At 67.4% G+C, this 13,079-nt stretch carries 11 protein-coding genes and 1 tRNA gene; 7 read left to right on the top strand and 5 right to left on the bottom strand.

Annotation, left to right across the window (positions count from 1 at the left end):
- Nucleotides 1–20: 20 nt before the first annotated feature.
- Nucleotides 21–701: a 6-phosphogluconolactonase gene (pgl, locus tag LF63_RS09630; RefSeq protein ID WP_043101356.1), complete on the bottom strand. Its 681-nt coding sequence runs from the start codon at nucleotides 699–701 to the stop codon at nucleotides 21–23.
- 79 nt (nucleotides 702–780) lie between these two features.
- The gene (zwf, locus tag LF63_RS09625) at nucleotides 781–2,262 is read right to left on the bottom strand and encodes a glucose-6-phosphate dehydrogenase (RefSeq protein WP_043101354.1); all 1,482 of its coding nucleotides are present in this window, start codon (nucleotides 2,260–2,262) and stop codon (nucleotides 781–783) included.
- Nucleotides 2,263–2,394: 132 nt separating this feature from the next.
- On the opposite strand from zwf, the gene LF63_RS09620 reads away from it, so the two are divergent.
- The 3 genes from LF63_RS09620 to nagA all read left to right on the top strand — a co-directional run bounded on the left by LF63_RS09620 (nucleotide 2,395) and on the right by nagA (nucleotide 5,474).
- Nucleotides 2,395–3,150, top strand: a complete 756-nt coding sequence (locus tag LF63_RS09620) for a GntR family transcriptional regulator (RefSeq protein WP_043101351.1) — start codon at nucleotides 2,395–2,397, stop codon at nucleotides 3,148–3,150.
- 94 nt (nucleotides 3,151–3,244) lie between these two features.
- Nucleotides 3,245–4,255 (top strand): SIS domain-containing protein, encoded by a 1,011-nt coding sequence (locus LF63_RS09615; protein ID WP_043103600.1) that lies wholly within the window; start codon nucleotides 3,245–3,247, stop codon nucleotides 4,253–4,255.
- 76 nt (nucleotides 4,256–4,331) lie between these two features.
- Nucleotides 4,332–5,474 (top strand): N-acetylglucosamine-6-phosphate deacetylase, encoded by a 1,143-nt coding sequence (nagA, locus tag LF63_RS09610; RefSeq protein ID WP_043101349.1) that lies wholly within the window; start codon nucleotides 4,332–4,334, stop codon nucleotides 5,472–5,474.
- 33 nt (nucleotides 5,475–5,507) lie between these two features.
- Here nagA and LF63_RS09605 read toward each other — a convergent pair whose 3' ends face one another.
- Entirely contained in the window at nucleotides 5,508–6,068 is a 561-nt protein-coding gene (locus LF63_RS09605) for a VOC family protein (RefSeq protein WP_043101346.1), read from the bottom strand.
- Between the two features lie 162 nt (nucleotides 6,069–6,230).
- On the opposite strand from LF63_RS09605, the gene LF63_RS09600 reads away from it, so the two are divergent.
- The 3 genes from LF63_RS09600 to LF63_RS09590 all read left to right on the top strand — a co-directional run bounded on the left by LF63_RS09600 (nucleotide 6,231) and on the right by LF63_RS09590 (nucleotide 9,223).
- Entirely contained in the window at nucleotides 6,231–6,809 is a 579-nt protein-coding gene (locus tag LF63_RS09600; protein WP_043101344.1) for a GNAT family N-acetyltransferase, read from the top strand.
- Between the two features lie 323 nt (nucleotides 6,810–7,132).
- On the top strand, nucleotides 7,133–8,539 hold the full coding sequence (locus LF63_RS09595) for an MBL fold metallo-hydrolase (protein WP_043101341.1): 1,407 nt from the start codon (nucleotides 7,133–7,135) through the stop codon (nucleotides 8,537–8,539).
- A 246-nt stretch (nucleotides 8,540–8,785) separates the two neighbouring features.
- A complete protein-coding gene (locus LF63_RS09590) occupies nucleotides 8,786–9,223 on the top strand; it encodes a universal stress protein (RefSeq protein ID WP_043101338.1) in 438 nt (145 codons plus the stop codon).
- Between the two features lie 397 nt (nucleotides 9,224–9,620).
- On the opposite strand, the gene LF63_RS09585 is transcribed toward LF63_RS09590, so the two are convergent.
- Nucleotides 9,621–9,696 (bottom strand) — tRNA-Ala (locus tag LF63_RS09585).
- Nucleotides 9,697–9,754: 58 nt separating this feature from the next.
- On the bottom strand, nucleotides 9,755–10,879 hold the full coding sequence (locus LF63_RS09580; RefSeq protein WP_043101336.1) for a ribonuclease D: 1,125 nt from the start codon (nucleotides 10,877–10,879) through the stop codon (nucleotides 9,755–9,757).
- A gap of 163 nt (nucleotides 10,880–11,042) precedes the next feature.
- Between LF63_RS09580 and LF63_RS09575 the strand changes: the two genes are divergently transcribed.
- Nucleotides 11,043–13,004 carry a formylglycine-generating enzyme family protein gene (locus tag LF63_RS09575; protein ID WP_043101334.1) on the top strand — a complete coding sequence of 654 codons (1,962 nt, stop codon included), beginning with the start codon at nucleotides 11,043–11,045 and terminating at the stop codon, nucleotides 13,002–13,004.
- The last annotated feature ends 75 nt before the right edge of the window (nucleotides 13,005–13,079 follow it).

Below are 13,079 nucleotides of genomic sequence, written 5' to 3'. Positions count from 1 at the left end.
CGCGCGCAAGGGATTCGGGTTCAGGGGCACCAGTAGGTCTGCAGATTGGGCGCGGCGTTCAGCACCGCGCCGATCGGCAGGTCCGCGCCTTGCGACGCATCGTCCAGCACGCGGCGCTTGGTGTCGCCCTCGATGTGCAGATACAACGCGCGCGCCTTGATCAGCAGGGACAGGCTCAGCGTGATGCGCGGCTCTTCCGCGCCCGGCGCGCGCATCGGCAGGACGCGTGCCGAGCCGTTCGGATCCAGCGCTTCGCGCAGGTGATCGCCTTCGGGAAAGAACGAGGCGGTATGGCCATCCTCGCCCATGCCGAGCACCGCGACATCGAGCGGCAGCGGCAGGGCGTCCAGGCGCGAGGCCACGCGGGGCAGTCCGCTCTCCGGCGTCGGTGCGTGTGCGTACAAGGGGATGAAGGTCGCCTGCGCGGCGGCGCCTTTCAGCAGGTGCGAACGCACCAGACCGGCGTTGGAGCGGGGGTGATCGGCGGGCACCCAGCGTTCGTCGACCAGGGTCACGATGACCTTGCTCCATGCCAGATCGCAGCGCGCCAACTGCTCCATGAACGGCTTCGGCGTGTTGCCGCCGGAGAGCGCCAGGGTGGCTTGTCCGCGGGCCTCGATGGCCGCGCGCAGATCGCCGGTCACGGTTTCGGCCAGGGTGTGCGCGAGTTGTTCGGTGTTTTCGCTGGAATGCCATTGCATGGCGCTTTTCCTCCGTGACGACAGGGCGCTCACCGCGACGCTGCGCAGGGCCAGGCGAACCGGGGTCGTCGCTGTTTGTTCACTGTCCGTCGCCGTCGTGCCAGGTGCGTCCGTCGCGCTCGATCAGCGCCACCGATGCACTCGGACCCCAGGTGCCGGCCGCGTACGGGCGCGGGCTGTCGGTGCTGCGTTCCCATGCGGCCAGGATCGGGTCGATCCAGCGCCAGGCGGCCTCGACTTCGTCGCGGCGCATGAACAGCGTCAGGTTGCCGCGCACCACGTCCAGCAGCAGACGCTCGTAGGCGTCGGGCTGCTGCACGCCGAAGGCCTCGGCAAAGCTCATGTCCAGCGGCACGGCCTGCAGGCGCAGACCGCCCGGCCCGGGGTACTTGGCCATCAGCCACAGCTTCACGCCTTCGTCCGGCTGCAAGCGCAGGACCAGCTTGTTGGCCATGATCGAGCCGCTGCCGGCATCGAAGATGGAATAGGGAATGTCGCGGAACTGGATGACGATCTCGGATACGCGCTCGGGCATGCGTTTGCCGGTGCGCAGATAGAACGGCACGCCGGCCCAGCGCCAGTTGCAGACCTCGGCCTTCAGCGCCACGAAGGTCTCGGTGTCCGAAGACGACTGGCCCAGATCCTCGAGGTAGCCGGGTGCGGACCCACCGTTGGCCGCGCCGGCGCGGTACTGGCCGCGCACGGTGGCCTGGCCGGCGTTGTCGGCGTTGATCGGCTTGAGCGTGTGCAGGACTTTCAGTTTCTCGTCGCGCACCGCGTCCGAGTCGAGCGAGGCGGGCGGTTCCATCGCCACCATGCACAGCAGCTGCAGCAGATGGTTCTGCACCATGTCGCGCAGCGCGCCGGCGGTGTCGTAGTACGGGCCGCGCTGCTCCACGCCGACGGTCTCGGCGACGGTGATCTGCACGTGATCGATGTGCGCGGCGTTCCACAGCGGCTCGAACAGGACGTTGGCGAAACGCAGCGCCAGCAGGTTCTGCACTGTTTCCTTGCCCAGGTAGTGGTCGATGCGGAAGATCTGGTTCTCGTCGAACACCGCGCCGACGGCGTCGTTGATCTCGGTGGCGCTGCTGTAGTCGTGGCCGATCGGCTTCTCGATCACCACGCGCGCGCCGCGACCGTTGAGATCGTGCTGCTTCAGGCGGCGGCAGATGTCGACGAAGATGCGCGGGCTGGTCGACAGGTAGAACACGCGCACATGGTCGTCGACCTCGTTGAGCAGGGCGGCGAAATCGTCCCAGCCCTCGTCGTTGGTCGCGTCCAGCGGACGGTAGGACACCAGGTCGAGAAACGCGTCGACCTTGTCGGCCAGCGTCTGCTTGTCGTTGACCGCCTTGTCCAGCGCCTCGCGCACGCGCTCGCGGTAGTCGTCGTCCGACTGCGTCTCGCGCGCCACGCCGAGGATGCGGCTCTGCAGGGGAATCTGGTCGTCGGCGAAGCGTCGGAACAGGGCAGGCAGCAGCTTGCGCATGGCCAGATCGCCGGTTCCGCCGAAGATCACCAGGTCGAAGGCCGCGACGGGCTTGGCATGGGTGCTCACGAAGTCGCCTCACGAGAAGAATGCTGGTCGATAGCATACCACTACAAAACCACTTCAACGCAAGTTACCGAATGATTACGGTTTCAGTGCGTACCAGTTGCGTGATTGGTATTGCACTGGTATGTTGTCCGCATGGAAAGCGCTCTGCACGACGAATACCGGCGCCAGGCCGAGGACACGCATGCCCCGGCCTATCTGCGCCTGCGCCGTGCCATCCGCACCAGCGTCGAGCGCGGTGCGCTCGGTCCCGGCCATGCGCTGCCGAGCGAGCGCGAGCTGGCCCGTCAGTTGGAGTTGTCGCGGGTCACCGTGCGCAAGGCGCTGGCCGGTCTGGTCGAGGACGGCGTGCTCACGCAGCGCCACGGCGCCGGCACCTTCGTGGCCGAGCGCATCGTCAAGCCGCTGTCGAAGCTGACCAGTTTCACCGGCGATCTGCGCGCGCGCGGCTTGAATCCGCGCTCGGTGTTCATGGAGCGCGAGATCGGCGAAGTCACGCCGGAAGAAGCGATGGCGCTGAATCTTTCGCCGGGTGCGCTGGTGGTGCGTCTGTACCGCCTGCGCTACGGCTCGGACGAGCCGCTAGCGGTCGAGCGCAGCGCGATTCCGCAAGACATCGTCAACGATCCCGAGATGATCGAGGACTCGCTCTACGAAGTGCTCGAAAAACTCGGCTGCCGCCCGGTGCGCGCGCTGCAGCGCCTGCGTGCGGTGAACTTCAACGCCGAACAGGCACGTCTGCTGGATGTGCCCGAGGGCAGCGCCGGTCTGGCGCTGGAACGACGCACCTTCATCGCCAACGGTCGCCTGGTCGAGTACACGCGCTCCTGGTATCGCGGCGATGCCTACGACTTCGTCGCCGAGCTTCAGGGCGAACCATCAAACGGATGACCGCCGGGCCGCGTCGACCGGCGCGGCGGGGGAGCGGTCGAGCAGAGGAATCGATGCCGTGAACGAGCAAGCCGTGGAACCGCAACATACCCTGATGCATCAGGAAGCCGCCGAGGCGTCCCGCGTGGTCGAGCGTCAGCTGGCCGAGAACGATGCCGTCGTGCGCGAACTCGCGGCGCGGCTGCGCGCCGAGCCGCCACGTTTCATCGTGACGTGCGCGCGCGGCAGTTCCGATCACGCGGCGACCTTTGCCAAGTACGCCTTCGAGACGCGCCTCGGCCTGGTCACGGCTTCGGCTTCGCCGTCGGTCGAGTCCGTGTACGCCGCGCCGCAGCAGCTGCGCGACGCGCTGTTCATCGCCATCTCGCAGTCGGGCAAGAGTCCGGACCTGTTGCGCAACGCCGAGGCGGCGCAGGCGTCCGGCGCGCACGTGGTGGCGCTGGTGAACGTCGAGGATTCGCCGTTGGCGGAGATCGCCGACACCGTGGTGCCGCTGCGCGCCGGTCCCGAGCGCAGCGTGGCCGCGACCAAGAGCTACCTCGGCGCGCTGTCGGCGATTCTGCACATCACCGCGCACTGGAGCGCGAACGCCGTACTGCACGACGCCATCGCCGCCTTGCCCGACGCGATGGGCAACGCCTTCCGCCAGGACTGGTCGCCGCTGGTCGACGGCCTGCGCGATGCGCGCAACCTGTTCGTGCTCGGCCGCGGCTACGGTTTCGGCGCGGCGCAGGAGTCGGCTTTGAAGTTCAAGGAAACCTGCTGCCTGCACGCCGAGGCGTTCAGCACGGCCGAGGTCAAACACGGTCCGATGGCGCTGGTCGACGCGGACTTCCCGGTACTGCTGCTGGCGCAGGACGACGGCACGCTGCGCGGCGCACTGGACGTGGCGCGCGAGTTCCGCGGGCGCGGTGCGCGCGTGTGGACGGCCGCGCCCGGCGACCGGCATGCCGACGCACTGCCCATCGTCGCCGCGCCGGACCCGCTGTGCGCGCCGCTGCTGGCGGTGCAGAGCTTCTACCGCGCGGTCAACGCGCTGTCGCTGGCGCGCGGCTACAACCCGGACGTGCCGCCGCATCTGAACAAGGTCACCGAAACCGTATGACGGGCGGCGCGTCCCCGCGCGCGGCCCGACTCCGTCCCCGTTCCCCACACCGTTTACCGTTCGAGATCCACGCCTCATGACCACTGCTTTCATCAACGGACGCATCCTCACCAACCATGGCCTGCAGAGCGGTTGCGCCGTGCTGGTCGAAGACGACCGCATCGCCGGCCTCGCGCTGCCGTCCGACCCGCGCGTGCGCGCCGCCGAGCGGCACGACTTGGAAGGCCGCTACCTGCTGCCCGGTTTCATCGACTGCCAGGTCAACGGCGGCGGCGGCGTGCTGTTCAACGAGGCGCCGACCGTCGAAGGCATCCGCGTCATCGGCGAGGCGCATCGCAAGTTTGGCACCACCGCCTTCTTGCCCACGCTGATCAGCGACGACGTCGAGGTGATGCGCAAGGCGATCGCGGCGGTGGACGAGGCCATCGCGGCCGGCGTGCCCGGCGTGCTCGGCATCCACATCGAGGGGCCGTACCTCGCTGCCTCGCGCAAGGGCGTGCACGATGCCCGCAAGTTCCGCGTGCCCGACGAGGAGGAGATGGCGCTGGTCGCCTCGCTCAAGCACGGCATCACGGTGCTGACCCTGGCGCCAGACCAGATGCCGCTCGACAAGATTCGTCGACTGGTCGAAGCCGGCGTCCTCGTCGCCGGTGGCCACACCGCCGCCGACTACGCCACCACGCGCGCGGCGCTGGACAACGGCCTGCGCGGTTTCACCCATCTGTTCAACGCGATGACGCCGTTCACCAGTCGCGAACCCGGCGTGGTCGGCGCGGCGCTGGAAGACGCCGACAGCTGGTGCGGCCTGATCGTCGACGGCCATCACGTGCATCCGGCCAGTCTGCGCGTGGCCATCGCCGCCAAGGCGCCGGGCAAGATGTTCCTGGTCACGGACGCCATGCCGCCGGTCGGTGCGGACGACCCGCACTTCGTGCTCAACGGCGAGACCATCGAGGCGAAGGACGGCATCTGCCGCACCGCCGACGGCGTGCTGGCCGGTTCTGCGCTGGACATGGCAAGCGCCATCGCCAACTGCGTGCGTCAGCTCGATCTTCCGGTCGCCGAGGCCGCGCGCATGGCGTCGGCGTATCCGGCCGACTTCCTCGGCTTGCAACGCACGCACGGCCACATCAGCGCCGGATATCGCGCCGACTTCGCCGTGCTCGACGATGATTTCGCCCTGCGCGAAACCTGGATCGGCGGCGAACGAGTCATCTGACGCGGTATCCCTGCGACACCACCGCGCGATGGCTCAACGGCGCGTGGCGTCGTGTCTTCCCGGCAGGACGCGCATGGCTTCCTGCGCCGGTGAGCGCTGCCATTCCGGATGCTGCTTGGCGGCTTCCGCCAGTGCCCGTCGCCAGGCCAGGTACTGCGCGGGCGACGGCAGCAGCGGCGTGTGCGCCAACTCCCAGTGAATGCCGTTGATGGGGTCGTCGAAGAACACCGCGTAGTAGCCGGGCGCATACAGCGGATAGGCCTGCGGCGGTTCCGTCACGTGGATGCCGTTCGGCAACAGGAACTCGCGATGGAAGGCATCCACTTCGCGGCGGCGTCGCGCCCACAGGGCGATGTGATGAATACCCACGGCGCGCGCGGCATGGTCGAGACGCTCTCCCGATTTCGCCGGCTGCACGCCGACGTAGCTGTGCGGGAACGGAAAGCGTGCCATGTAGTACGTCGAGCGATAGCCGAGATCGAGCGTCCAGAAGCTGCGGTAGCCGAGCCAGCCGAACATGCGGTCGTAGAAGCGGACCGACGCCTCGTAGTCGAGCACCGAGAATTCGACGTGATGAATGCCGCGCCATCGCATGTCGTGTCCGCCTCCGTTGCATGTGCGTGGCATCGTACGCGAGGCGGGCATGCGGGTGAGTTGATCCTGATCAAGGTGCGCCGTCCGTCGTGCACTTAGGCTGGACATGTCATCCACCCAGCCGGATCGCCGGATAGCGAGGCGATCCAGGAGGCCTGTGTCATGTCCGATGCAAAGACTGCGACGACGTCCGACAACGGCAAGACGCCGTTTCCGCCCGCGCTGCTGAGCGGCGACCACTGGATCGAGGAACTGCACGATGGTCATCACGTGCTGATACGGCCGATCCGTCCGGAGGATCGCGAACGCGAGCGCGCCTTCATCGAGCGACTGTCGCCCGAGGCCAAGCACTACCGCTTCCTCGGCGAGATGCATACGCCGGACGAGCGTCTGCTGGACCTGCTGGTGAACGTCGATGACGAGCACGCCATGGCGTTCATCGCCTTGGTGCACGACAACGGCGAGCTGCGCGAAGTCGGCGTCAGCCGCTATGCCGCCACAAGCGACGAACATCACTGCGAATGCGCCGTGACCGTGGCCGAGGATTGGCAGCATCGCGGACTCGGCGTCGCATTGATGCGCCACTTGATCGACATGGCGCGGCGCCGGGGCTTCAAGCAGATGTTCTCCGTCGACGCCGCCGACAACGAGCCGATGCGCGAGCTGGCAAAGTTTCTCGGATTCCGACGCAGTGCGGATCCGGACGATGCTCGTCAGGTCATCTACACGCGCGATCTGTGAGTGGCTTGCGGTTGGCGGGATCGACAGGCTTGGACGTGCGGGCGACACCGCATGCTTCGATGCGCTCGCGTGTCGCGAAGTCTACGCGCAGGTAGCCCCGATCCGGGCTGTCGATCTTCACTTCGCGAGTGCGTGTCCGATGCATGGGACGCGCAAGACGATCTGAGGCATCGCCGCATGGCGCGCGTTCGGCCCGTGTTGCGCCCCGCAACGGTCGCGCGCGACGTGCGTGTTGGCGTGAGGCGCATGCGGCGCGGTCCGCATCGCGGGACGATTGCGCAAGCCCTTCGGGGCGTAGTATTCGACAGCAAGGAGGGCGACGCATGATCCGACTCAGCAGTCATGGTGCAGCCAAACAGGTGACCGGGTCCTGTCATCTGATCGAGTCCGAGCGGGCGCGCGTGTTGATCGATTGCGGCATGTTCCAGGGTAGCCGCGAACTGGAGGACGACAATGCCGAACCGTTCGCGTTCGACGCGTCGCGCCTGGACGCCGTGCTGCTGACCCATGCGCACCTGGATCACTGCGGGCGACTGCCGCTGCTGCGCAAGCGTGGATTCCGAGGTCCGATTCATGCCACCGACGCCACCCGCGACCTGACTCGACTGCTGCTGATGGACGCGGCGGGGCTGCAGGAGGAAGACACCAAGCGCGCTCGCCGCCGGGCTTCGCGCAGCGGCGAGCGGGTCCCCGAGCCGTTGTACGGTCTCAACGATGCCCTGCGCACCATGGATCTCTTCGCGCGGCCAGTGACCTACGGCGAGACGCGCGAGATCGCGCCGGGCATGCGCGCCACCTTTGTCGACGCCGGACACATCCTCGGCTCGGCTTCGGTGCTGCTGGAGATCGAGGATCAGGGCAAGCGCGTGCGGATGTTCTTCTCCGGCGATATCGGCAACGCCGGCCGGCCGCTGCTGAACGATCCGACGCCGCCGCCGGAACCGCCCGACTACGTGGTCATGGAGACCACCTACGGCGACCGCGATCACCGTTCCTGGGATGCGTCGGTGGACGAGCTGGTCGAGGCGGTGTCCTCGGCGTACCGTCGCGGTGGCAACGTGCTGATTCCGACCTTCGCGCTCGAACGCGCGCAGGAAATTCTCTATGCGCTCCATCACGCCATCGAAGGCGGCCGTCTGCCGCGTCATCTTCCGGTGTTCCTGGATTCGCCGATGGCGATCTCGGCGACGCAGATCTTCACGGAGCATCCGGAAGCGTTGCGCGAAGGCTTTGCCGACGAATTGGCGCGACACGATGCGCTGGAGCTGCCCGGCTTGCGCATGAAGCGGGAAACCGCCGAGTCGATGGCCATCAACCGCATCAGCGGCGGCGCCGTGATCATGGCCGGTTCGGGCATGTGCACGGGCGGGCGCATCCGTCATCACCTCCGGTACAACATCTGGAACGAGAACAGCAGCATCATCTTCGTCGGCTACGCCGCAGCGGGCACGCTGGCGCGGCGGATCGTCGACGGCGCCGAACGCATCCGTCTGTTCGGCGACGACATCGTGGTGCGGGCGAAGGTCCACACCATCAACGGTTTCTCCGCGCATGCGGGGCGCAGCGGATTGCTCGACTGGCTACAGCGCTGCGGCACGCCGAAGCAGGTATTTCTGGTGCACGGCGACTACGACCGCGGCATGCAGGCTTTCGCCGAGGAACTCGATCGACGGGGGCAGCCCTGGCACATCTCGGGCATGGGCGAGCCGATCCTGCTGCAGGCGACGTAACGCGTCTCGGCATCGTGCGAATGCGCGAAGCGCTCCGCAGCCATGCCTTGCGGCACCGCACACCGGAATCGCAGGCAGCGTTGACAGCGCGTGGCGTCGCGGGTGCGATGATGCTTCCGCCGGTATGCATACGCGGACGGGTGGGGCGCGTGCGAAAACCTAAGGCGACGTCGGCTTGATCGACGTCAACGCAGGCGTGCGCGAATGGGACGATACTGATTGCCCATCCCGATGGAGGCTCACGTCATGTATACGCACATTCTGCTTCCGACCGACGGTTCCGATCTCTCGATGCACGCCGTCGACGCGGGCATCCAGCTGGCGTCACGCCTGGACGCCAAGGTGCTTGGACTTCATGTGGCGCCGCGCTATCCGGTCATGAGCTACATGACCGAGATCGTCACCATCAGCGAGTCGCAGTACAACGAGGAATCCGCCGAGCGCGCCGAGCGCTACCTGGCCGAGATCACCGCTCGCGCCAAGGCCGCGGGCGTCGCCTGCGATACGCACTACACCTTCGACGACCACCCGGCCAAGGTCATCGCCGCCATCGCCGAAGAACGCGGCTGCGACCTGATCGTCATGGCCTCGCACGGCCGCCGCGGTTTCGACCGACTGCTGCTCGGCAGCGAGACCCAGCGCGTCCTGCTCGGCTCCAAATTGCCGGTCCTGGTCTGCCGCTGACCCTCGCGAACCGCAACGAAAAAGGCCGCCCCTGCGAGGCGGCCTTTTTCGTTGAATCGAGTGGTGGAGTGGAGCAGAGCGAGCTGCTCGCTCTGTAGGTTGAACATGACGCGACGCCGAGCTTGAGGCAGTCCATGTTCACGTTCGCTCCGTGCATGGATGCCTCTGTCGTAGCCATGTCGTATGGCTCTGAGGCGTCTACAAGATACTGGTCGATTCACGTTTCGGCCCTCGATCAAGACGCTTAAGGCCACATCCCTGGGGCAAACCAGGGCTCGATTGAGTCTCGGAAACGTTTCGGCTTGCTCCCAGTCGGGGGAGGGCACACGGGTTCGTTGTGGCAACAAAAAAAGCCCCGGAAACGCTTGTTTTCCGAGGCTTTCTGTCTGGAATCGATTGGTGGAGCGGAGGAGGATCGAACTCCCGACCTTCGCATTGCGAACGCGACGCTCTCCCAGCTGAGCTACCGCCCCACGTGAGCGGCGCATTCTAGCAGTGCTCGGGGGCGTCGCCAATAGGGGGCGTGCAGATTTATCGATCCGGCAGGCGTGCCATCAGGCGGTCGTGCAGCAGGTCGGTGCGCCAGCCGTGCAGGGTCTGCGGCCAGTCGCGCGTGGCGATGAGTTCTTCGAGCACCTTGCGCGGTGCGAGCAGGCCGGGCGGCAGGTCGAGCGATTCGGCGAGGGTGTGCACGTCCTGCTTCATGGCGGCGAGGATGCGCTTGCCTTCGCTGTCCAGCGGCGCGGGGATGGCGGCGGTCGCCTCGATCTCGGCGTCGTCGACGCCGCGTTGCAGCAGCTCCAGCAGTTCCGCGCGCTGCGGCGCGCGCAGGGCGCGTTGTCCCTGGGTCAGCGCGGTCAGGGAGGCGTCGTTGTTCGGTCGTTCGTCGACTAGGGCCATGATCTGTGCATCCTGCAGCAGCCAGGGGCGCGGTTTGTCGAGTGTGCGGGCGGTGGTCTCGCGCCACAGCAGCACGCGTCGCAACAGGGCCTGCTTGTCCGGCGACCAGAAGGCGCCGCCGCGCAGCGCGCGCTGCGGTTGCGGGTCGATGCCGCGGTCGGAGGCGCGTTGCTTGAGCTGTTCGCAGTCGTGCTCGAACCAGGCCAGGCGATCGCGGTCTTCGAGTTCGCGTCGCAGGTGGTCGTGGATGGCGCGCAGATAGACCACGTCCAGCGTTGCGTAGAGACGCTGCGAGGCGGTCAGCGGGCGCTGCAGCCAGTCCGATCGGGTCTCGCCCTTGTCCAGATGCACGCCGGTGACGTGCTCGACCAGTGCGCGGTAGCTCATGCCCAGGCCGAGGCCGCAGAAGGCGGCGGCGAGCTGGGTGTCGAACAGGTGCGCGGGACCGCCGGGCAGCAACGGCGCCATCACGTCCAGATCCTCGCTGGGGCTGTGCATGACCCACAGCGGTGCACGCGCGCGGTCCATGTTCGCCAGTGCGTCGTCGATCGACAGCGCCAGCGGATCGACCAGCGCGCGACGCTCGCCGTGGCCGAACTGGATCAGCGCCAACTGCGCATAGTAGGTATTGCGGCGCATGAACTCGGTGTCCACCGCCAGCAGGCCGTCGATATCGGCGAGCCAGGCGTCGAGCTGTTCGCGGTTGTCGATCCAGTCGGCGTCGGCGGTGGCGGGTGGCGAAGTGTTCGGGTCCAAGACGGGTTTCCGCAGCGGCGGCGCGCGAAGGCTGACCCTCGTGCGCGGGTTGACTCCAGGGTGATCGGACACGATAGCAGGGCCTCGGGCGCTTGGCATGCCGGTCGGACCGGGTACCATGCGCGCTACAGCCTTTTCACCGCCTGCCCAGCGAGAGTCGTCCATGCCCAGCAGCAAGTCCGAACGTCGTCAGCGCGCCCTCGGTGGCGCCATCGGCGTGGGTCTGCTGGGGCTGGCCATGCTCTATCACTTCTTTCCGTCTCTGCTGCATCTGCCTTCCGAGGCGGATCGTTCGCAGCGTGCGGTGCGCCCGGGTGGTTTCATGGCACCGCCGCTGGGATTCGACCGGCGGCCGCAGGATGCGCAAACGCCGGCGGTGCGGATCAACGAACTGGATGCGGGACCACCGCTTTCGCTGGCGCCGCGCGCGGTCATCGCGGAGCGTTTGCGGCCGGCGGCAGCTTCCTCGGCGACGCCCCAGACCGAGACCCCTGCGCTCACCGATCTGCTCGCGCGCGCGGCCGACGCGCTTGGCAAGGGCAACCTCAGCGGCGATGAAAACAGCGCGATGAATCTGTACATGCAGGCGTTGAAGCTGCGTCCCGACAGCAACCGCGCTCGCACCGGCCTGGCGCATGTGCAGCAGCGTCTGGTCGCCGAGATCGAGGATGACCTGACCAGCGGCGATGCCGATGCCGCGCAGACCACCCTGCAGGCGCTGCAGCAGCTGCCGGATGCCGGCGCCGACAGTCGTCGCCTGCAACGCAGCCTGGAAACGCTGCGTCAGGTTCGTCCGCTGCTGGCGCACGCGGCCGACCTGATGGGCCAGGGCCACGAGATGCAGCCGGACAACGACAGTGCGCTGTCGGTGTATCGCAAGGTGCTCGACATCGATCCGGGCAACAACGTCGCCCGGCAGGGATTGCAGCGCATTCAGCGCAAGCTGCTCGATCAGGCGCTGGGAGCGGTGGCGCAGGACGACTTCGATGGCGCCGACGCGGCGTTGGCCCAGGCGGCCAAGATCGATCCCAACAGCACCGCGCTGCAGGACACGCGCGGGCGCATCGAGGGCATTCGCCGGCAGCGTGCGGAGACCCGACTGCAGCAGGCCGGCACCGCGCTCGACGGCGGCGACCTCGCGCTGGCGCAGAAGCTGCGCGACCAGGCGCTGGCGATCAGCCCGGACGTGCCGGGCGTCAACGCGTTCGATCAGCGGCTGCACAATGCGCGGGTCTACGCCAACTACCGTCCGGGGCAGAATTTCAGCGACGCCTACGTCGACATCAGCGGCAATGCGCCGACGATGGTGGTCATCCCGACCGGCAGCTTCATGATGGGTTCGGCGGACAGCGAATCCGGTCATCAGGCCAGCGAGTCGCCGCTGCACAAGGTCGATATCGAGCATGGCCTCGCCGTGTCGCGCACCGAGATCAGCGTGGCGCAGTTCCGCGAGTTCGTGCGCGAGAGCGGTTACGTGCCGGACTCGGTGCGCCTGCACGGATCGAACATCTACGACGGCCGCCGCGGCACCATGCGCGACGATAGCGACGCGACCTGGGAAGACGACTACGCCGGTCGCCCGTCGCGACCCGATCACCCGGTGGTGAACGTGTCCTGGCGCGACGCCGAGGCGTATGCCGCATGGCTGTCCAAGCACACCGGCAAGAACTACCGCCTGCTCAGCGAAGCCGAATACGAGTACGTGATGCGCGCGGGCACGACCACGCCGTACTGGTGGGGCAGCGGTTCGCCCAAGCGCGAGGTCGAGAACCTGCCGGGAAGCCGCGACCGCTCACCGCTGCGGCGCAGCTGGACGCATGCCTTCAAGGGCTACCGCGACGGTTACTGGGGCGACGCGCCGGTCGGTCACTTCGCGCCCAATCCGTTCGGCTTGTACGACATCGACGGCAATGTGTCCGAATGGGTGCAGGACTGCTGGCACGACAACTACACGCGCGCGCCGCGCGACGGCAGCGCCTGGGTCAATCCCGGCTGCGGCCTGCGCATGATCCGTGGCGCGTCGTGGGGCAGTTCGCCGGAGCAGTCGCGCTCGGCGTTCCGCATCGCGGCCGAGCCGGACACGCGTAGCGGTCGCGTCGGATTCCGCGTCGCGCGCGACCTGTAGACACCCTCGACGCACCCATGCAGAGACGATCGCGGGCCATGCTAGGCTTGCCCGATCGTCCTCAGACTGTTGCGA

Source organism: Oleiagrimonas soli (assembly GCF_000761445.1).
Taxonomy (GTDB): domain Bacteria; phylum Pseudomonadota; class Gammaproteobacteria; order Xanthomonadales; family Rhodanobacteraceae; genus Oleiagrimonas; species Oleiagrimonas soli.
This window is presented reverse-complemented; position numbering and strand designations above follow the sequence as displayed.